The organism is Psychrobacter sp. Sarcosine-02u-2, assembly GCF_002836335.1.
Lineage (GTDB): Bacteria > Pseudomonadota > Gammaproteobacteria > Pseudomonadales > Moraxellaceae > Psychrobacter > Psychrobacter faecalis.
Genome location: NZ_PJBX01000114.1, coordinates 1 through 22,563 on the forward strand (window position 1 = coordinate 1; position 22,563 = coordinate 22,563).

General features: G+C 41.3%; 16 protein-coding genes. 1 reads left to right on the forward strand and 15 read right to left on the reverse strand.

The genetic code is table 11. The features are described 5' to 3' along the window. Positions 1-17: 17 nt before the first annotated feature. The 6 genes from CXF58_RS02105 to CXF58_RS02135 all read right to left on the reverse strand — a co-directional run bounded on the left by CXF58_RS02105 (position 18) and on the right by CXF58_RS02135 (position 8,884). A complete protein-coding gene (locus tag CXF58_RS02105) occupies positions 18-464 on the reverse strand; it encodes a hypothetical protein (protein ID WP_102076417.1) in 447 nt (148 codons plus the stop codon). Then, positions 458-2,803, reverse strand: coding sequence for a hypothetical protein (locus CXF58_RS02110; protein WP_102076418.1), 2,346 nt, complete (start codon positions 2,801-2,803; stop codon positions 458-460). Before CXF58_RS02110 ends, CXF58_RS02105 begins: the two co-directional genes overlap by 7 nt. Next, entirely contained in the window at positions 2,790-4,376 is a 1,587-nt protein-coding gene (locus CXF58_RS02115; protein WP_102076419.1) for a site-specific integrase, read from the reverse strand. Before CXF58_RS02115 ends, CXF58_RS02110 begins: the two co-directional genes overlap by 14 nt. Continuing rightward, positions 4,363-5,649 (reverse strand): site-specific integrase, encoded by a 1,287-nt coding sequence (locus CXF58_RS02120; RefSeq protein WP_102076420.1) that lies wholly within the window; start codon positions 5,647-5,649, stop codon positions 4,363-4,365. The genes CXF58_RS02115 and CXF58_RS02120 overlap by 14 nt, the downstream gene beginning before the upstream one ends. Positions 5,650-5,769: 120 nt before the next feature. After that, positions 5,770-7,038: a tyrosine-type recombinase/integrase gene (locus CXF58_RS02125; protein WP_045455641.1), complete on the reverse strand. Its 1,269-nt coding sequence runs from the start codon at positions 7,036-7,038 to the stop codon at positions 5,770-5,772. 1,360 nt (positions 7,039-8,398) lie between these two features. Continuing rightward, complete coding sequence (locus CXF58_RS02135; RefSeq protein WP_102076434.1) at positions 8,399-8,884, reverse strand: hypothetical protein; 486 nt, start codon at positions 8,882-8,884, stop codon at positions 8,399-8,401. A gap of 254 nt (positions 8,885-9,138) precedes the next feature. Between CXF58_RS02135 and CXF58_RS02140 the strand changes: the two genes are divergently transcribed. Next, positions 9,139-9,813: a hypothetical protein gene (locus CXF58_RS02140; RefSeq protein WP_102076422.1), complete on the forward strand. Its 675-nt coding sequence runs from the start codon at positions 9,139-9,141 to the stop codon at positions 9,811-9,813. Between the two features lie 153 nt (positions 9,814-9,966). Here the strand turns inward: CXF58_RS02140 and CXF58_RS02145 are convergent, their stop codons facing one another. The 9 genes from CXF58_RS02145 to CXF58_RS02185 all read right to left on the reverse strand — a co-directional run bounded on the left by CXF58_RS02145 (position 9,967) and on the right by CXF58_RS02185 (position 22,107). Next, a complete protein-coding gene (locus tag CXF58_RS02145; RefSeq protein WP_102076423.1) occupies positions 9,967-10,386 on the reverse strand; it encodes a hypothetical protein in 420 nt (139 codons plus the stop codon). Between the two features lie 61 nt (positions 10,387-10,447). Further along, the gene (locus tag CXF58_RS02150) at positions 10,448-11,191 is read right to left on the reverse strand and encodes a M90 family metallopeptidase (protein WP_102076424.1); all 744 of its coding nucleotides are present in this window, start codon (positions 11,189-11,191) and stop codon (positions 10,448-10,450) included. A 97-nt stretch (positions 11,192-11,288) separates the two neighbouring features. After that, positions 11,289-12,281, reverse strand: a complete 993-nt coding sequence (gene rhuM / locus CXF58_RS02155; RefSeq protein ID WP_102076425.1) for a virulence RhuM family protein/type II toxin-antitoxin system death-on-curing family toxin — start codon at positions 12,279-12,281, stop codon at positions 11,289-11,291. A gap of 106 nt (positions 12,282-12,387) precedes the next feature. Next, positions 12,388-13,389, reverse strand: coding sequence for a helix-turn-helix transcriptional regulator (locus CXF58_RS02160; protein WP_102076426.1), 1,002 nt, complete (start codon positions 13,387-13,389; stop codon positions 12,388-12,390). A gap of 225 nt (positions 13,390-13,614) precedes the next feature. After that, on the reverse strand, positions 13,615-15,696 hold the full coding sequence (locus CXF58_RS02165; protein ID WP_102076427.1) for a caprolactamase subunit alpha: 2,082 nt from the start codon (positions 15,694-15,696) through the stop codon (positions 13,615-13,617). Positions 15,697-15,736: 40 nt separating this feature from the next. Continuing rightward, on the reverse strand, positions 15,737-17,500 hold the full coding sequence (locus CXF58_RS02170) for a caprolactamase subunit beta (RefSeq protein ID WP_102076428.1): 1,764 nt from the start codon (positions 17,498-17,500) through the stop codon (positions 15,737-15,739). Between the two features lie 362 nt (positions 17,501-17,862). Continuing rightward, positions 17,863-18,810: an EamA family transporter gene (locus CXF58_RS02175; RefSeq protein ID WP_102076429.1), complete on the reverse strand. Its 948-nt coding sequence runs from the start codon at positions 18,808-18,810 to the stop codon at positions 17,863-17,865. 157 nt (positions 18,811-18,967) lie between these two features. Then, positions 18,968-20,212, reverse strand: a complete 1,245-nt coding sequence (locus CXF58_RS02180) for a DUF819 family protein (RefSeq protein WP_102076430.1) — start codon at positions 20,210-20,212, stop codon at positions 18,968-18,970. A 224-nt stretch (positions 20,213-20,436) separates the two neighbouring features. Beyond that, complete coding sequence (locus CXF58_RS02185) at positions 20,437-22,107, reverse strand: DEAD/DEAH box helicase CsdA (RefSeq protein ID WP_068405469.1); 1,671 nt, start codon at positions 22,105-22,107, stop codon at positions 20,437-20,439. Between the last annotated feature and the right edge of the window lie 456 nt (positions 22,108-22,563).

A 22,563-nucleotide genomic window follows, 5' to 3' on the forward strand; every position in this document is an offset into this window, starting at 1 on the left:
GAATTTATATCCAATGTTCAACACGCCCTAGACTGACTTTTGAGTTCAGATATTAAGTAGGGTGAAAGTAAGTCATCTAGCTCAAGATTAGTTTTCAACTTTACTTGATTAATAATTTCTACGAGGGTAACAGTATTTTGATTCAGCTCATCTTCAAGTTCAGCTATCCTCTCTTTTAATCCTTTATTGGTGTCAAGAAGAGCTTGACGTGTCTTTTTATTGACGTATAGCTGCTCTTCTTTTTCATTCAAGTTCAATGGTAAGAGCTGCTCCATGGTGTATTTTTGAATTAATGCTTTACGTTCTTTAGTGCTAAGCGTACTCAGACCCCCTTTAATATGCCCTTTGGCAATTAGTCTCTTATGTAGAGCAGTATTTGAAATAGGGGCCTTTTTAATGCCTTCTTGTACCATTTCTTTAAGCTCGTTCTCGATAGCTTCATTAAGCTCACTACCTCTTAACATTTGCTTTCTTCCTCATCATTAGCTTTTATCTTTTCGTATTCTAGTGAAAATAGTTCAGCAAGTGTCTTTGGCTGGGAATGCTCAGTATCTATTGCACTATATATATTTACAGGAGTTTTATTACTGTAGCCGACCATAATTTTTTGTTCGAAACCCTCAAGGTTCTGAATTTGCTTTTTTATCCTTAGTGTAAATTCAGAATTATCAGCTAAGCTTTTAGCTTGATCAGTCAGTCTATCTTTAGTAAGTCTTAAATTTTCAAGTTCGCCCAAACGGCCTGTCACCGTAAAATTGACACAGGACGCACCTGACTGGCACGCTAGTCGCTTGGGACAACCGTGAGCCGCCATATTACGCATACACGAGCCAAAGGGTAGGGGATGTAAGTAGGCATGGGTATCTATGAGTTCTTTCGCTTTGTCTGGCTCTGTAGGAGCTATTTCATTAAAAGCTTTAGCAATATCTTCGAAGTAACCATCACCCATAGATTGCTCAATAAAATTCGATATTTCAATAGTACTATCAAACGTATGTAGATTATTTTTCAAGTTGTTTTCTAGGTCTTTATCGTTGCTAAAGAGCATCAAACCATATTCTAAGATGTCATCAATTGGGCTTTTTGCATTATTCTCTGCAGGTTGCACAGGTTCTGAAACTGCCATTAACTCCTTAGATGTTTGAAATTGACTATTGCTACTAGCTAAACTGGCATTTTGGCTGATTTGCTTAATACTCAAGTGTTGGTAGTGTTTGTTTTGCTCAACATCAACCCGACCCATTAACATTGCTTGCAAGTGGTCTGAGATCTCAGCAATAGCTAAAAAGGTGTTAATATTATGGCGTGGAATATGGCTCGATATTTTAGAGGCTTGATTATCGCTATCTTTAAGGCCGTACTTTTCAAATACTGATTTATTTTTACCTGTACCTAAAAAATTATTTATAACACGGTTCTCTAGTATCGTAATATTTGCTTTATTGATTACACCCCGAGATAAGGTAGTGCTACCATATTGAACTATAAATAACAGATCCTCATAGGGAATATTGACTATACGACCCTCAAACTCAAATTTTTTGTTTATAGGTTCTTCGGTAGCATAATTTTCTGTTGATTTAATGAATTTACTTAAAGTTTTTTTACTATAAAACTTTAGCTCACCTGTTCCAGTATTAATTGTCTTATCAGGTTTTACTTGAGCATGTCTGAACACACTTAATATTGCATCTCTTCGACCAGCACGACCTCTTTTTCTTTTTCTTGAGATAAATAAATGATCGATTAAGTCATCTAGCTCGATTAAATCATCAGGAATTTCATCAATACTCTTAGGAAGAAAGTCTTTTAAATCTTTCTGCCTCAAATAAATTAGGTGCTCTCGATATTTTTCGGTAATTTTTAACGTATCTTGTATAATGCTTTTAACCAGCGTAGTAGTAGAAGGCTCAACCCAGTGAATTCTCTCTCCAGCTCCTTTTGCACCATAATATTGTATCCCAAGCATATATTGCGCTTTATCATTAACACTTATAGGCTTATTGGTTTGCAGGTCTAATATAGGCTTTTCAATTAAACAGTCTTTCTTCAGCATTATTATTTCAGTCGAACGGAATCCTGTCACGATAGATAAAAATAGTGAGTTTAGAAGTATTCTTTCACCTTCACTCTGACAAAAATTTTTGAGCGAAGCAATGTTTATAAATGTCTGAATCGAGATTAATTTTTCTGTGTTTATTTCATTTTCATCAATATTTTTATATTTAAGAAGCTCTTTAGTTATTTTTGCTTTTGGTGTTCTGTTATGTTTACCAAAACACTTTAAATCAACTTCGAACTCTAGCTTCTTAGAAGTGAATCCATATTTATTCACTATGTGTTGTAGTCTTCTGAATATTCCAGCATGATTTGGAAGGTTAGCAGCATTACTATTATTCTTTAATAAAAGGTAGGCGTGGTTAAGAATTTCTGTCGATATTTTTTTGGGGTGAGTGTCAGAGGTAAGCTCTTGTAGGGAATAAAACCAACGCTTTAACACTAAAAGTTCAGCAACAAGCTTTTGTGGTGAAACGTTACCATTAGCTTGGCGATAACTGTACACTAGCATGGCTTTACAAAATTCTTGATACTCTTCAGATATATTTATATTTAATAGCCCTCTTACTTTGCTTGTAGAAACAAAGCTGAGGCTTAGCTTGTTCCTTGATAGTAGCCAGCTTGAACCCACACCAGTCTTTAACCAAAAACTATCTTCCCACAAGGCATCATTTGGTTTGTATAAGTTTTTTTTAAAAAACACTTTTTGCTCATCAATGAATTTACTGTAATTAGTCATCTGCATTTTTCAACTCACTATTTAACTTACAGCGCTTAATGACTGACTGTATTTCAAATTTAGTAGCTTCATGAATAGAAATAATTGGATTTGATGAGTTATAAACAGCATCAGAGATATGTATGATCGATTCTAGTTCATCTTGAACACATTCTAAAACCTCTTCATGATGACCATGTTCATAAGGGTGAAAATAGACACATCCATAGCAACTACGCACAGGTTCAAGGAAACAGTTGGCTTTATAGTTACATTTACCTATATTGATGTGAATCTTATTATTAATAAATCCTATTATATTCTTTCCATGATCTTGCTCATGAGTAATAATATCACCAGTCATTAGCATGGCTATTATTTGTTGGTAAACAGGATTTCTACCGAGTGCGATGGCTCGAGTTTGAGCGAGATTGGGCGACGAAAAAATATAATACCTAGCTGTGACTAATGATGAATGACCTAAGACATAGGCAATTTCTTCAGCACTTGACCCTGATAGTGCCATTGAATGAGCTACGTGATGACGGAATTGAGAGCTTGTATATTTAATTTGGATTAATTCACTACTTAAAACTCGTTTCTGATATTCCTGCGGTGAGAATCTAAAGATTTGTTCATTGATGGCAGTAGTACAGTAAGTCACTGCAGAATTACCTAAATTAAAAAGCTGATGTTTCATAGGTAGTTTGAACTGTTTGATATATTGCAAAATAACTGTAGCAATTTCTTCAGGTAGTTTTATAGAAATTTTAGCATGATTGAATCGTCCTTGTTTTGCATAAGGCACAAGTATGCTGTAACGCATATGTTCGCCTTCTTCCGTATAAGTGTCTATCTTTATATCTTCAACAGAAAGTTTTGATAATTGAACGGGTCTCATACCAGTTACATAGATAAGACCAAGGATAGAGGCATTTTTAATGACATTGTCTGCTATTGATTGTCTCTTAGTAATCTCTGAATTCAGTTTCGCAAAACCGTTTTGTATCATTGTAACCGTAGGCCTACTAATAGGATCTTCAATTTCTTGATAGTATAATTTTGAGTTGAAAGTTTTTGGTCTTTCTAATATTTCAAGATCAAGCTCATCTTCTTCACTAAATCCTTCAAAACCTTCAGCTATCAAAAATCTGACAAAGTTCTTTAGTGTATAGTATTCTCTACTTTTAGATTCATCTACAGCTAAATCTAGAAGAATTTCTCTGAAATTCACATAACTAAAAGAGCTGCCGCTTTTTATCAAATTCTGAAAGTTAGACCTGACTTGTTTAAAGTGTTTTGATAAATAGGCAGGGCTATTGAGCTGGGAGTAGTAAGCTAAAAAAAACTTTAACAACTTAATCTCATGCTTATCTAAATATTTTTCTTCAGTAAAATCTATGTATTCTTTTCTGCCGGAGTAGAGAAACTCCCAAGTACTGGAGGTGGAGTTGATAAATTTCGTTTCATGCCTATCAGCAAGCATAAAACGAATTACAGTAGGAATATGCAGACTTTCAATTTTACTTATCTGAGCCTCAGAAAATAAACGATGACTCGAATAATCAGGAAACTGTAGTGCTAAATTAGTATTGGCCATAGTGTGCACCCACTTTTGTAATTCTTTGAATATTAGCTAAATTGGCATTTTCTGAGATAAATCGGCTGGCATATAGGTATGGCATAGTACTATTGAGTGACCACCCCGCCATCTTTCTTAAATTTTCAATAGCGTTCTCCATTGCCTGCGCCTTGTTGTAACTACCTAAATGTGATTGATAACTATGTTTAAGCATCATATATGCCCATGTATGCCGAAGAATATGAGCTGAAATTTTATCAATTGAATCTACATAATTCTTATCAAAGAACTGAGGATACTTACTTTTCATCTTCTCATTTATCGTAGCTATGATCTTTTTGAAGCCTGATTTACTAAGGGGTGAGTAGGGTGCTTGTAACGACAAAAATAGCATGTGGCTTTTAGAGTTTTGGGATCTAATATTGTTGATATACATATGAATAAATTGAGCATCACGTTTTTCTAATAATATGGTTCGAACGGATTGAGCGTTTTTAATGTGTGGCTTTGTTATACGATTGTCTGTTCTATCATGTGTATCAGTTATTAGCAGATAGGTGTTATGTGTTTTTAAATCAGTCTTAATTGAGTTAAGGGTTAAGAGTAATAGCTCGCCAGTCCTCAAGCCATAGTTCAAAAGCAGATGTACAATTAGAAAGTTTCTTAACTGCGCATCTTTACCCTTAAATAAGGTTTCTTGTGCTTTAGGCGAAATAATAGAATATAGAGCTTCTTTCATTTCCTCTGTAAGACTTTTAAAGGTTGTCCCATTTTTATGGGCTTTATGGTGATTAGAGGATAAGTTTTTGACAAGATCAGACTTTTGGGAAAGTGTAGATTTATATCTAGCTATTTCAGGGCTTATAGATTTACCGTGTACTTGACTAAAGGTATCTAATAAATAATTCAAATAGCTGAGGATAGCCCGCAAACGATGTGCAAGCGTATTGTAATTAATTGAAGGATTGCTCCCTAATCTAATTAGCTTTTGGTCAACTACCCGCATATTTTCCAAATATAATATAAAGCTGTCTATTTCTTTAATCATCAAATTAGGGTTAGATTTATGTTCACGGAAATACTTGCAGAATGACTGATTATGTTTTTCTTCCCAGAACTCGTACCACTGCTTAATGCCCTGCAAGTAAGCTCGTTGTGTTGATTCACTTTTAAACTTCAATGAGCTATTAATATAAAGCATAGGATATAAGCAGGGAAGTGTAGTAGTGCTATCAAACAATAGACTAAGCTGAGCTGAGTTGTTTAGAGTAATAGATTTTATTTTCAGCATTTGAATCAAATCCTACGAATATATGAACTTTTATATAGGTGTCTCTTATGATTTAATATTATATTAATACTCTCTACAAAGCAATGAAAATTGAATGATATAATCAGCTTAAAGTAGTTTTCATACAGAGTCTCGCAGCTTATCTATATAGTCAGCCCAATCTTGCATCATGAGTATTCGAGTATCGATTTCATCCAATCGGTTATAAGCGCCACCATGCGTATCCTTTATTCGATGTCCTAATTGCAGCTCAGTCACAATATCTGAGTAACGTAGTTCAGATTGTTCCATAAGCAATGTTTTGGCCGATGCTCGAAATCCATGAGCACACTGAACATCTTTGTATCCAAGCCTATGGAATATCTGTACTAGAGTCGCTTTACTAATATAGCTATTGCTTGAGGCACGCATCGATGCAAACACATATTCTTTATGACCTGTAATTGCTTTTATTCTTCGTAAGCGTTCAATAACCTGAGTGGCTAGAGGTACAACTAAGTGCGATACCATATCCTCACGACCTTCGCCTTTAGTAGGAGAAAACTCCCATAGCTTGTTATCCCAATCTATATCTTGCCATCGCATAGACCGCAAATCGATACTACGCACAAAAACATATGGTAATAAGTTCATTGCTTCCAATGTAATCTTACTTGCACCTTCAAAATTAGACATATCGTTTAGGAGAGTGGCAAACTGATCAGGCTTAGTGATGGCTGGTAAATGGTTGCCTGAGCTGGCAGGTGCGAGCTCGCCACGCGTATCAATAGCTATGTTTCTATCGCATAATCCTCTTGCAACAGCGAATGAGAAGACTTTTTCAGTATAAAGCCGAGTGCTTGCACCAACGAAGGTTGCTTGATTTTCATTATTCTGAATCGCCTCACACACACTTAATATCATCTCGCTCGTGATATCGTTCATTCTTAAGTCGCCAATCTCGCGACACATATATCCTAGACATAAATCCCAAAATTTAAGGGTAGATTCACTAAACGCACGCTTTCTAGAATTGCTACGATTACGACTTGATGTTTTGTGGTCTCGCCACGCTTGTGTAATTTCAGAAAATGTGGCGTTCTTTAGATGAGCATACTTATTGACTTGTTCTTTTTTATGGATAGCTTTAGGGTCAGAGCCTTGTGCGACCATCTTAAGTATACTTTCTGCTTTATGCTTAGCTTCATATAGACTGATTTCTTCGACCTTACCTAGCATCATTCTAGGACGCTTACCATCGATATGCGGATGAGCGTACCTCAAGTAATATTCTTTTTTACCATTTGGATAAATACGAATACTTAGGCCCGCAATACCTGAGACACTAACCGAGTAATCTTTATCTCGGCATTCAAGTATATTAATATCATTTAAATTGTCGACAGCCATAATGCACATCCGTAAGTTTTATAAGCAAGGTAAATTGTGAATGTTAATCTATTAACTCTATACTGAGATTTAGAATAATCTTTGCACATACTTTATAAATTCTGAAAAAGTATCTTTTGGAAAATATAGATAGTTATTGGACACTGAAATGGACACGGTTATTAATCTATTAAGACATAAAACCCTTTAAAATTAAGTATTTTAGGTACAATTATCCCCAAGTGAAGGTTGGGGATAATTATAGTATAGTGGAGAAAGAAGGAGTAAGCTATTTTTTTGTTGATATATATGGCGTTTGAAGGAATAAACTTTATATAGATTAAAAGCAAGAGTGCTGTTTGCTGTTGGCAATAGAGTCCTTCGACATATTTGCACGAAAAACCGTGCTCCTGTACTCGCACAGAATACCTTAATCAGGGTGATAGTACTGTTCTGTGCAAATTTGGAAGGTATCAACTCAATGCTTTAGATTAAGATGTCTCAGGAAGAACGAGAGATGATAGAAAAGACCAATGAGTGTTTCACTAATCTGGAAGGCTCTTTTGATGACTCTAAATGAAAACGTATTACAACGTAGTTAGCTATGATAATAGCAGCTATAAGGTGTATGTAGACTTGGACTTACTGAGATGCCAAGTAGGAGCATTGTCAGAGCTTGTATACGTTCTTATCAAGAATATAGAGTAATAGGTATCCAGAAGGATTATTGCTTTTACTTTGAGCTGATTGTCACTTGGTGGCGAATACTTCTGTACCTAATGTAGTTCAAGCACATTCGCATTAATGAGGAAGTCGGCTAAGCTACCAACAATCGATTGATGAGTGATTTGGTTATTAGGTGATGATTAGGAATGACAGATGATTCAGAGGGCTTATTATGCAGTATGAAGGTAGTAAACTTAGCAATGATGAGTAGAACAAGTTTATCAAACAGGTTAACTAGCGACATGGTTTAATACGTTAAACTCGATTACAAATACAATAGGATCAGTGATAGCTCTGTACATTGACTTCTTAAGACAGCTTAGCTAGTAACTGTATTAGTGTTGATGAAGATGACTTTCTGAATAGTTAGTACGTATGAGAATTAATCAATCATCAACCAACCTTAATAAGGGTTTATCATATAATTATAATCCCATGAACTTATTGTATGGTACCCTTAGTTTAACATAATATACATTATGCGAAAACAAACCAACGGGCTTAATAGTTACGTGCACAATATTTTTATTCAACTTCATCTGCAATAATTGTCGTTCGTTTCCAGCCAAACTTAAACATCTACAATATTCATCTTCGCATTTAATATTAATACCAGCACCGACTTTAAAATTTTCATTTAAAACCTCAGCGCCAGCTAACGACAATGCTTTAGTAAATACTCGCGTAAAGATTTCCCATCCTCATCTAGGATGACATCCGTCACTTGGCAAGCCACGTCATTATCAACGCTCTTACATGACAGTTCATAATACACATCATCGCCTTGTGCCAAGCTGACTTGCACCAATCCTTGCTCGGTCACTGCAAACTGCTTATCTTGCTCATAATCAGGATCTTGCGAACTCCATAAAACATCATAACCAATATGACAAGACATTTGCTCTCTAGCAAAATAATCCCGCTCAAGCTGCATGGCCGCTTTTAGCTGTGGGCTGCCATATTGGTGCAAAACCACTGGATAATCCTGACCCTGATTATCCACATCTTGTTGGTACATATCTGCGATGGTCGTGACTTTCATGGCAAACGTCGTCTGCAAGGCTTCTGTTAGATTGGCGGTCGCAGACATGGCAAAAAACCCTATGATTAACATCATGATAGAAAATATGGTTTTCTGCATGGCGCTCTCCATCGGCTACGACTTATGATGTATTATATTCATAAAAGAGAATATAAACTATCGTTTTACGCTATTATTATGTCAATTAAGCTTTTAAACCAAAACCCCGTTTACACAGCAACATTATCAACTTTGGGCAGTTATGAGTACTATTGATAAATAATCGCTACTGATAAGCAAACACCGATGTAAACCAGTAATGACCTAGGTTTCAAGCTATTCTAATTTTAATAAGCTACGATAAGGATATTTTTATGATGTCATCATCTCGTTTTAATATTTTTCAGTCAGGTTTGTATAAATTAACCACTGCGGCGTGCTTTGCTTCCATACTTGTTGCGACCGGCTGCTCATCTTCCGCTGAGTCTAGCGTCAAAATACCCAGCCAACAAAATGGCAACACCTCAGCCCCCGTTATCTCCGATATGAGCCAGCAAACACTTAGACAGCAAGCCTTACGTATCCAGCGTGCCCTAGCGAACAACGACTTTGCGCGCATTACCAACGACATTCATCCGACGCGCGGCGTGCGTTTTTCCATGTATGCCTATGTGCGCCCTGAGACCGATAAAGTCTTTAGCCGTGAACAATTCGCGCAGTACTTACAACAATCTAAAATCCGCTTTACTTGGGGTGAACGTGATGGCTCTGGTGAGCCGTTAGTGATTCCGCTCCCAGAATACTTGGAAACGTGGGTCGATGGCGATACCTATAACAATGCCAGTATCAGCGTTAATGAGTTTAAGCACAGCGGCAATATGATTAATAATTTAAAGGAAATTTATCCCAATTCAGAGTTTGTTGAGTTTTACCATAAAGGCTCAGAACAATACTCTGGTATGGACTGGCGTATCATGCGCTTGGTATTTGATGAGTACCAAGGCAAACGTTATCTGGTTGCTATTGTCAATGAACAATGGACGGTTTAAATAATTCTTATCTATAAAAACAAGTACTTATATTCATAAAAGCCAACAATAATGAGCAGTGCTATTAAATAAATACACTGCCCTTTTCATCTGTTTTCTAAGCTATTAAACGGATAATTAAGAAATTAGCGACTGAAAAATCCGTAGAAATATTTATAAGCTGAGTAAACATTGATGATTTTTATAGGTCATATAGAAGGTAGTAGCAGTACCCTTATCCTCTTTGCTTTCATATACTGGATAATCATACGCTTCCTCAAAAACGCCCTTATAACTATCTAGTTTATCCATCCCTTTTGTCGTTAAATCTGCTTTGTTGTTTATATTCATTAAATGATAAATATCACTATAATCAACCCCTTTTTGTCTCATCTCCATAATATTGAAAGCAAAAGCTGACTGAGTTGAACAGAAATCTTCATTATTATCAGGTATATTTTTGATTTTATCGAGTGTTGAATCTATATATAATCCTAATTCTTGCAGCTCTTTAGGATACTGTGAGGGCTCGTTGATAGCATAGGCTGTATGTGTTATCAGTAAAGCATAAATTAAAATTAGCAATTTTTTCATGAAATTTATATTCTCGTAAGTATGGTTTTTTTCTAATCGCTTTTACCAAGACACCTTTCATTCATAGCGGCGTTTGGCGAAAAAATTTCACCATTATGTCGTAAATATCAGGATAAGCATCAATCAGCTTTTGCGGCGTTTCAAAGAATACTTCGCTGAGCACCGCGAAAAATTCCGCAGGATTGGTCGCGCCATAACGGTCGAGACCTGATTTATGATGGCTTTGAAAATCCTCAAAGTCGCGGCTCATAATTTCAGTCCAGTGCGCAGGATCCATATCGGGTTGTAGCGGCGGAAAGCCATTGGCACGACCATTTAGCATATCAAGCTTATGCACAAACTCATGAATGACCACATTATGACCATCGCGCTCGCCTGAGTGTATGGCATCCTTCCATGACAGAATGACAGGCCCGCGCAGCCACGCTTCGCCGCTACGGTGTTGACTGCCCTCATGGACAACCCCCAACTCATCGACGGTGGTGGTTTCGCTTTTATAGGAACCCGGATAAATAATAATGGCCGACCAGCCAGCGTACCACTCAAGGCTTAGGTTTAAAATAGGCAGGCAAGCTTGTAAGGCGATAGATTGCTTGACCGCATCGGTAATCTCGAAACCCTGTGCGCCAGTAATCGACTTATCCGCCAAAAACAACGTCGCCAGTTCAAACAGGCGTGTTAGCTCATCCTCGTTTAGCCTATCAAGTATGACAATACGCTGAGCGGCTTGCAGCCAGTCAACATGGGTAAACTCGCTGTTGTCCAATATGCGCTGCTCGCGCCAGTCTTTTATCATGCTAAACATAGTGAATTTCCTTTAATTTTGTCGTTAGACTGTGCTTTTTATTATTGGCGTTATGTATTTTTAATGGGTTAAATGGTGCTGACAATAAGCCTATTTATCAAGATTCTAACGACAACATATTCATAATTAATTTAATCAAGGTTTCTTTTTGGTTGGGGTCAGATTCAGCGACCAATAAGGTTAATGCAGCAAGCCCGGTGTTATTGATGACCATGTCACCTTTATCATTGAGCAGTCGATTATTACGATGCAGAAAATCTACAAACAAAAAAGCGCCGCTGCGTTTATTGCCATCGGTAAAAGGATGATTTTTGACCATAAAGTACAGTAAGTGCGCCGCTTTACTCTCGATAGTCGGGTACGCAGGCTCACCAAACACCGTCTGCTCTAAAGTACCTAGCACGCTGTCCAAACCATCACCGCGAGGCTTAGCAAATAGCTCAGTCGCCTCACCTCTATCTATCAGCTGCGCTTTTAAATCCGTTAGTGCTGCCATCGCCTCAGTCGGACTGGGTAAGATACCGCCCTCTTGCCCTGCAGGATTATCAAGCAAGCCTTCATCATAGCGCTGTAACCATAAGAATGTCTGTGTGTAACGGCTGATAATTTCAACCAAGCCGCGTCCTTCATCAGTTTTAAGCTCGGGACTTTGCGCGGTTTTTCGAATTAAATTCAATGCTTGTTGTAGCTCGCTTGAGTTTTTATCAAAGCGCTCTTGATTAAGTGTATAGCCTTGGACTAAGTATTCACGTAGGCGCTGCGTTGCCCAGCGTCTAAACTGCACACCTTGGGGAGATTTGATGCGATACCCCACTGAGATAACCACATCTAAGTCATAAAATGTCACGGGGCGGTCAGAATTTGCAATATGCATTTTTTGCATATTGCTTTTTTCAGCGATCTCTTCATCGTTTATAGCATTGGCAATATGACGTGAGATCACTGATTGGTCACGACCAAATAGCTCGGACATTTGTGCTTGCGTAAGCCAGACAGTCTCTTGCTCGAAGCGAACGTCTACCTGTGCCTTTCCATCAGCGCTTTCATATATCTCTACTTTTGCCACGTCATCATTCATAACGTTGATCATCTCAGCTCTCCCCCAATCCTAATCCCAATATAAATGCTTGCGCTGTGGTTATTATTCTTAATAGGCAAATCATACAGCGACTGCATGACAGAGTACATAACAATGACTATTCTGTGCCTGTGCCTGACGTATCTCGCGGCGTATAACCGAAATGCTGCTTATAAATACGAGCAAAGTAACCTTGGTCACCATAACCGACTCTATGCGCCACTTCATCGATGGTTACGTAGCTTTTGGTTTTTAAAATATGATTGGCCTGCTTTAAGCGTAGTTCCTTTACCCATTCCGAAAAACTATAGGGCAACTCAGCAAACAGCTTATGCAAGTATCTGACCGATATATGACAAGCAGCAGCGACCATTGCTGGAGTCAAAGCAGGGTTTTCTAGGTGCAAATAGACGTAATGCTCGATGCGCTTTAGGTGCACCGACTGTATGGACGAGCTGCTACTCATCATCACCTCTTTCGGGGCGCTCAATGTCAATACAATAAGGTTAAGCAGCTGCTGCTCTAGGATTTTAATCTCTAAAGCCGCCAATCTATGCTGCTGAATCAGCTCTAATATCTGTCTGATTTGAAAAACCAGCAACCTGCCAGCCCCTTCATCAATAGACAGGCTACGGGCAAACTGCCGCTCTATCGTACCCATTTGCGGGCTTAATAGCGCTAATGGCACTTTAATCACATATAACGATACTTCTTGCAGATGATAAAACTCGTAAGGTAAGTTTGATAATTCAATAAAAAACTGACCCGGGTTTGAGATTAATTGGCGGTTTTTTTGCGCAAAACGAACGCTACCAGTAACAGGAAAGGTGATTAAAATACTGTCGTCGCTACGGTTATTACTGTTGCCGTGACTAGACTGATTGCTTGCTAAGCTGCGTTTATAATATACGGTATTGGCATGATAATGCGATACGCCGATATCCAAAAGCTTGGCGTGTTGCAAGTAACCAGAAAACTGACTTGGTTGGCGAAAGCTGACATTGAGATCAAAATAGGTGTCATTGATGGTGCGCTTCCAATCAAACGCGTCTAACGTTTGAGGAGCGCTTATCGGAGGCGTTGGAGGTAACCATAAGGAAGGAGGTAATTTTGCATTCATCCTTGAATACTCTGTGTGTAAAAATAGCTATCACAAAATTGATAGGCATTTAGGTATCATGCCAGCTAATAAAATGTCGTTCTCCTTTATATCATACCTGTATGACGACTGGATTTCTAAATATGATACCTACTAAATATGATATCAAAAATAAAATCAGGCATTAAATGAGATTTAATGCCTGATGGGAAGTTTATAAGGTTATAGTGATAAAAGAACAGTAAGCTAAGCCGCTTTGGTCAGCTTATAAGTGCCCGTTTCATGCAATTCTGCTCGCCAGCCTTTTTTAATCACAATCGTGGTGGTTGGCTCTTGAATAAGCGCCGGACCTGCAATCAATGCTCCTGCACCAAATTCCTCACCATTATAAATAGGCGTATCAATCCATTCGTATTCTTGATCCATGATCATCTCACGGCTACCGACTTGCGCTTGACTGACATCACCTTGTTGCTTAGCAAGCTCTGGTAGCTTGGGCTTACTGATTTTACCGATGACAGCGACTTCGATATTGACCAGCTCGACCTTATTGTCACGCTCATCATAAGTATAGAGCTCTTTATGACGGTGATGGAAGGCTTCCAAAATCGTTTGCACGCTATCGGTATTAAGCTTGCCATTGGGTATCAGCACATTACACTCATGCACCTGCCCGACGTAACGCATCTCCATAGTACGCTCAATGATGATATCATCTTCTACAAAGCCATCTTCTAGCAGCTTTTGTACGCCTAGGCTTTCTAGCTCGTGTAAGGTGGCATTAAGCGACTGTAGCTCTGAATCTGGCGCAATAATCATCATCTGCGTGGCAAGATAGTTATATTTAATATCAGAGATGATTTGACCAAAGGCGCAGAGACATGAGGCAATCTTTGGTATCAAGATAGTACCAATCCCCATCTCTTCTGCCAAATCAACAATATGCATACCACCTGCGCCGCCGGCACAGATAAGGGCAAAGTCGCGAGGGTCATAGCCTTTTTCAATGGTAATACGGCGAATCCCATTTGCCATGTTTTGATTGACGATGGCACTGATACCAAAGGCGGCATGTGCCAATTCAATCTTTAATGGATCGGCGATATGTTTTTGTACCGCTTGCAGCGCTTTGTCTTTATCCAAAGTCACGCAGCCGCCTAGCACCGCATCTGGCTCAAGATAGCCTAACACCAGATTGGCATCGGTGACCGTTGGCAACTCACCGCCTTTACCATAAGAAGCTGGACCTGGGGTCGCGCCAGCACTTTGCGGCCCTACCTCTAACATACCAAAATTATTCACATGACCAATAGAGCCGCCGCCTGCGCCCAGCGTTTCGACATGAATCATCGGCACGCCAATACGATTGCGTAAAAAATCAATATCACGGTTTAGGCTGGTTCGGCCAGATTTGGCCATCGTGATGTCAAAAGACGTACCGCCCATATCAACGGTGATAATGTTATCAATGCCAAAGGCGCTGGCAATATACAGTCCTGCTTGCGGTGCTGATGCCGGTCCTGAGTTGATGGCATTAACCGCCCGTTCGCGCATGATGTTACCGACCGCAAGCCCGCCATTCGACTGAAAGTAACGAACAGGCTGCTCAGCGCCGAGCGCCTTAAAGTAATCATCAATCTTATGTACATAAGACGCCATAACGGGGCTTAAATAGGCATTGACCAATGTCGTTGAGGTACGCGTATATTCCTTAATCTGCGGATATACTTCACTACCGCAGCAGACAAACACCCCCGGCATGTGCTGCTCAATCAGCTCTTTGGCACGCTGTTCGTGCTCGGTATTACGGATAGACCACACAAAAGAGATGGCAACCGCTTGCACGTCTTGCTGTTTTAACACTTCAATCGCATCGAGGATATCTTGCTCATTTAACGGCTCGTGTTCGCTGCCGTCTGCTAAGATACGACCACGGATAGGAAAGCGGCGGTCACGCGTAGCAATTTGTGGTGCCGGCGGGTAACTGGCATCATAGCGGTGTCCTTCTTCTTTGTGCCCTAAGCGTATCTCGATACTGTCTTCATGTCCTTTGGTACATAGCAATCCTACTTTTACGCCCGTCATCTGAATCAACGCATTTAGTGCGACGGTCGTACCATTTATGCACAAATCGCAGGCTTGAATGATGTCCTCGATAGGACGGTTAAACTTGTTGGCAATTTGCTGGAGACCATTGGCAATGGCTAAGGTGCCATCCTCTGGGGTCGATGGCGCTTTAAACAGATGAATGTCACCGGTTTTTTCTGCCAAGACAAAATCTGTAAAAGTCCCGCCAGCATCAACGCCAATACGAAAATCGTTGTTCATAAGTCATCCTTAACTCAATCATGAAAGTTCAATGTGTGTTTTATGCGGTTATCTGGCGGCGTAAGTAATCAGTCTCAGCTTCATTTAGCGTCAAAGTTTCTGGGTCAAGTACCACACCGTATTCAATCTTTGCCGCAGCAATTGAGATAATCCTTTCTTTTACATCCTTGATGACCGCTTGAATATCGCGATCAAATGAGCTGCCGTAACCGCCGCCACCCGGGTTGATATTGCGCGCGCGTTCACCCGGCGTGATTTCCGTAACGGTGTTTTTTCTATATAAGTCCGTTTGCCCGTCTTTATGTAGTATCTCTAGACGCCCAACTTTGAGCTCAGGTGAGATTTGTTCCGCGCCGCCGGCGCCCATAGTAGGATGCTGGCGACCTTCGCCAAAGGCAATAACCGTCATCGTATGGTCTAATGGCTCAACTTCCCAAACCGTACCACAACCGCCGCGGTACTCGCCTGCGCCGCCACTGTCTTCTGCCAAGCCATATTTATGGATTAAAATAGGATACTGGTACTCTAACAGCTCAATATCTCCCGAACTTAGCGCGCCAAAGCAGCTCAATGGCCCACAAGCGTGCCAGCCATCCATCTGCTGGGTGGCGCCTGCGCCTGAAATAATAGACGCCAAAATCATGGTGACGTATTGCTCGCCAGTTTTTGGGTCGATACCAGCAATATTAATCCCTGATGAATGCCCCCAAGACGCGGTAACGCGCTCAGGTGCTGCTGCTTCAAATGCCATACGTACCGCATCGGTTAAGGTTTCCATCGGTGTGGTTGTACAGTTAACATGCGGCGCAGGTTCTCTGGCATTACATAAGGTGCCATGCTCACCCAAATCAACGGTAACGCAGCGGTATAAACCTTCGTTATACGGCGGCTCTACTTGGGCAAACATCATTAGCCCAAGCAATACCCCAGACATCGAGTTACCAGCATAAGAGTTGATAAAATAAGGGACTTGCGGCGGACTGGTGATTTTAATATGTACATCGCTGTCTTTGATGACAATGTCGGCGCTGATGGTCATATCACCCAAGCCATGACCTGAGTCTTCTAATACCGCCTCGCCATGATAATCGCCATCTGGGATAGACGAGATTAACGAGCGCATATGATGGTCAGCCATGCTCTTTAGCTCTTCAATCGCTCCACGTACCGTCTCAATGCCATATTTGTCTAGCAGCGCAATCATATTACGCTCACCGACGGCACACGCGCCGTACTGGGCATTGAGATCGCCTTCTTGATTACGGCGTGAGCGCATATTGCTGTGCAGCAAATTAATGACATCATGGCGTTTGACGCCTTTTTCCCACAGCTTAATGGGCGGAATGCGTAAGCCTTCGGCATATATCTCTTTGGCATCAGGGTTATAGCCGGCTGGCACAGGGCCACCGATATCAGTGACATGACCTTTACAGACCGTCCAAAAGACCAGCTCACCTTTATAAAACACCGGCTTATACATACAGCAATCTAGGATATGGCTGCCCATCATCACAGGATCGTTATGATAAATCACATCGCCTTCATGAATGTCATCACCATAATATTCGGCGACGGCTTTCATGGCGGGCATCAGTGAGCCTAAATGAATGGGAATGTCTTGCCCTTGCAAAATCATCTCAGGCAGATGATCAAACAGCGCATTACTATAGTCATGAGCTAAGTTAAAGACACTCGAACGAGCGGTTTTTTCTAAGGTGGTTGTCATCTCACGCTGCGCCGTTTCTAGGGCACCACGTACGACAGACAAGGTAATGGGATCTATAGAGGGGTGAGCGTTGCTCATAAAAGACTCCTTGTCGAGAAATTTGGGTCAGAACAAGCACGTTTATATGGGCTAAATAAAAGAATATATCGGTCTATATGACCATTTATCCTTATCCTTCAGCGCGCGCTTTATCTGGCTTATCATCTATCCTAATGATCAAGCTTGTTCACTATAGCGAGGTTTTGGTCAAATAGATGGACTGTGCGTGCAGAGTTTTTGACTGTGAGTGTACATATGTAACGATAAGCAGCCTGTTTTCACGGTTATCATAGTGGAATATAAAGCGTTTAGCATAAAAAAAGAGCAATGCCTCATATGTGAGGCACTGCCCTTTTTGTCTATTCTTACTAACCCTATAGGAAGCTATAAGTTATTTATTACTATGCGTGAGCAGACTTCCTGCCTAGACCTATCTTCACATTAGCCAATACCAGTCCAGATAAGATGAGCACCATTGCTAGCATCTTCCACCATGTAACCACCTCTCCTATGAACAGCACTGAGGTCGCCATCCCAAACACGGGCACTAAGAGGGCAAATGGCATTACCTTAGAGGCGATATTTTGACTAAGCAGATGCGCCCAAAGTCCAAAGCCAATCAGGGTTGAAACATAGACGATAAATCCAAGCGATAACCAAGACTTGAAAGACGCTTGCGTAAATGTCGCAAGCGCCCATGCCTCATTTTCAAATAGCAGAGAAGATAGAGTTAAAACTACACAAGCAATCAGACCGCCCCATACGACTAGTGATAGCGCTGACAGGGCCGATGTTTTATTTGAAGCTTTGTTGCTATTTACAGGCGAGGTAGTAGAAATATTACCAATACTTTGCTGCGTTGAGGCCTGTTTTGAAGCAATATTGCCAAAGCTCCAGCCTATAGCCGCAATCAATATGCAGATAAAGCCAACCAAGGGCATATCACCGCCGAGATTTAGCGCAATCACACCCAGCCCTAGTACACCGATCAGCATACCGATGATCTGCATGCGACTCACCGCTTCACCTAATATGATATACGCTAGCAAGACGGTGATGAAAATCTGAACTTGTAATAACAGCGCCGTTAATCCTGCCGAAGCGCCTAAATGCATGGCGGTAAATACAAAGGCATATTGCATGACAAAGGTGCCGATAGCATAAATAAATAGTGTACGGTTGAACTTAGGCGGTTTAAGGAACAAAACCAACGGCACGGCAGTAAAGAAAAAACGTAGCGCAGTGAGCATCAGTGGCGGAAAGCTTTCAAGCGCCCATGCAATAAAGGTAAAGTTCACGCCCCATATAAAGGTAACCAAAACGGCTAATGCAATGTGGATTGGGGTCATGTGCTTATCCTAGAGGGTTTTTAAAGTCAATGGCGTCAGGCTGGCGTGTTGGCATATTGGTCTGTCCTGATAACGATATCGATGAGGTATTGCGTATTAAAACATTGCATATTAAAACCTGAACAATCCAAACACGCCAGCATTTAGTTAAGTGCTATCACCCCACCACCAGCCGCATCATCTGCGTACTAATATAACCACCAAAAGTACCCACGGCATAGCCTAAAATACCCAAAAATACCCCGACTGGCGCGAGTGATGGGTGAAATGCCGTAGCGACAATCGGTGCTGATGACGCGCCGCCAGTATTGGCATTAGAACCAACTGCCAAAAAGAAGAATGGCGCACGAATCATTCTAGCAACCGCAAAAACAATCACAACGTGAATACTCATCCATAGTAAGCCAATGAGTAGTAAGCGCCACTGCGAGACAATGCCCGCTAGATTGATTTGCATACCGATAGCGGCGATTAAGACAAAGATAAAGACCGTACCGATTTTGGAGGCGCCAACATGGTCAAGGCGGCGGATTTTGGTAAAGGAGAAAACCACCCCTATTAAAGTAATAATCACCACCATCCAAAAGAATGAGCTGGCAAAGCTGTATTGTACCGCCCAACTATAGGGCGCAAAGAAGCCTGCTATTTGCCCACCTACGAAATGCGCCACCCCGACCATGGCAAAGCACAAGCCAAACATCACCATCAAATCATTGATAGTGGCAGGACGTGCATGGTCACGCTCATAGCTTTCCACCGCGGCAATCACTTTATCAATGCTACTGCTATCCGCCCGTAAAAACTTATCTATCTTCGCGCTGTGCTTTGCCATGACCAAAATCGCCAATAGCCATAATGAGGCATTGGTGGTATCGACCAAAATCATCATGCCAAATAAATCATCACTGACGCCGAACAGCTCTTTCATCGCCGCTTGGTTTGCTGCCCCGCCAATCCAGCTACCCGCGACCGCTGAAAACCCGCGCCATAAGGTATCGTCGGTAAACATCTCAGGCGAAATCCATTTGGCAATGCCTAAGCTAATCGGACCACTAATGACAATAGCAACACTGGCCGCAAAAAACATCGCAATGGCTTTCCAGCCAAGCCCTAAGATTTTTGGCACATCCATCGACAACGTCATCAATAGCAAACTGGCTGGCAACAGATAGGTGGCGGTAAAACCATAAATCTGTGAACCAATACCATCAGCAAAGACGCCCAAGCTATTTAGGGTTGCAGGAATAAAGCAGCACAGCACAATACCCGGCAGGACGGCATAAAAGCGGCGCCAAAACTTACCAGGCAGCCCTTGGGTATAAAACACCAAACCAATAATGGCCATGATAATACCAAAGGCTAACGGCAAATTATCAATGGCTAAATGAGAAATATCGGGCATCAGACAGCTCCGCAGCACACGATGATTAAAAGCCTGTCAGTATAGACAAGGCGAAAAAGACGCGCAAGCAACGATACAGCATTGTTGACTTTTTATTAGTGAAACATACAAGTATTTTGACGCACAAAAAAGCCAGATAACAAGTATCTGGCTTTTTAATATGACGCTATATGATTAGTAATGACATTTATTTAAGCCATTATTAACCATTCATTATAACGTTATTACGAGTTTCTACCGCGATTACCGCCTGTTGGACGGCCTTGGCCGCGGCTGTCAGAGCGATTCGCTGGGCGACCTTGGCTGCCACTTGGACGACCGCGACCGGTTGCAGCGCGATCGCCGCGTGGTGCGCTGGTACCGTCACCACGGCTAGGCGCGCCTGTGCGTTTGCCTTGATAAGGTTTGCCACCTGAGCGCTCACTTGGCTTGCCTTGGTAACCGCTGTCATTGCTTGCGCGTTGACCAGTCGGCGCGCTGTCGCTTGAGCGACCACGGCCTTGACCATTACCGCCGCCGTTTGAACGACCTGCATAACCGCCTGCTGAACGACCACGGCCTTGACCGTTACCGCCGCCGTTAGAGCGTCCGCGACCACGGCCACGACCATTACCTTTGTTTTCGCTTGGTACATAAGTCTTCTTAGGTTCCATACCTTCGATAACACAGACTTCCATTTTACGATCTAAGTAACGATTGATAGCGTTTAGCTGTGGACGATCATCCATGCTACATAAGCTGATGGCAATACCAGTACGACCAGCACGGCCACAACGACCGATACGGTGGACGTAATCTTCGGTTTGACGTGGCAAGTCATAGTTAATAACGTGTGAAATCGCTGGTACGTCTAGACCGCGAGCAGCAACGTCGGTCGCCACTAAGATTTTGACTTTGCCATTACGTAAGTCTTGTACGATACGGTTACGCTTGCTCTGCGGCAAATCGCCATGTAGGAAACTGGCTTTATGACCAGCTTCTTGCAGCTGTTTGGCCAATTTTTCTGTACTACGTTTGGTCGCTGCAAAGATAATGATTTGTTCCATATCTTTGTCACAAACAACTTTATCAAGCAAACGGTTTTTGTGATCAAAATCATCACAGTAGTATACTTTTTCTTCGATATGCGCCGATTCAACTTTGATTGAAACGCGCTCAGGATTTTTGGTGAAGCTCGCCGCAATCTTGCCAACAGGGCCATCCCAAGTCGCTGAACACATAATCGTTTGACGATTATCAGGTGCCGCTTTCAAGATATCGTTGATATCATCAGCAAAACCCATGTCTAGCATACGGTCAGCTTCGTCAAGTACCAACACTTCAAGGTTTGATAAATCAACGCGACCGGCTTTGATATGGTCAAGTAAACGACCAGGCGTCGCAACAATCACTTGAACGCCTTTTCTTAGCGCAGTAATCTGACCGTTGTACGGTGCGCCGCCGACTAATGGCACACAGAACAGACCGCGCATGTCTTTTGAATAGGTACGAACGCTGTCATGTACTTGCTGAGCAAGCTCACGCGTTGGCGTTAAGATAAGGGCTTTGGTTAATTTGTCAAAGCTAGTGGCACGGCTTAAACGGTCAAGTACTGGGATAACAAATGCCGCAGTTTTACCACTACCGGTTTGCGCTGACAATAATAAGTCGCGACCCGCTAGAGCAAAAGGAATGGCTTGTTCTTGAATAGGTGTTGGGTTGGTATAGCCAACGCGGTCAAGCGCGGTCAAAATCGGCTTGGCAATATCAAGGTCGCTAAAAGTGATTTTATTTTCTTCAGCAGCGTCAGTAGTAGCCGCTTGATTATTGGTATCAGCAGTTGCAGTTGTGTTTGGGGTGTCAGTGCTGTCGATGATGCCGTTTTCAGCGGCGATAGCAGATAAGATGTCAGTCATAGTAATCCTTGGTAAGTATAAGCTGCTGTAAATTCAGCAAGCTTGATGCATACCACTGATAACCGTTCATCACGCCGCATTTATAAAATTATTGTCTCACCTTAAAAAGGCTTAACAATCAAAAGCCAAGCCATAAAGCTTGTCAATATTATAAAGGCGTTCGTGCTGTCTGACGTATTTTGGTGGTAGTGCCGAGTGTCTTATCCTTGTTTGCTAAAAGCGCATTATCAATGCTTTGTCCAAAGCAGATAAAGGCTGGTAACAACCAATCTAACCGATATAGCGGTCAGTAGATAAGATATGAGTCAAAAATAACGGATTTTTCACTATTAATAGAAAAGGTTATTTAAGTACACAAAATCATCGGCAACAATTACTTATGGTCATCCTAGACCCAAAATCGCAGGCGATGTTATCAATCTCATAATTCACGCTAGTCTATGCTAACGTGGCGAC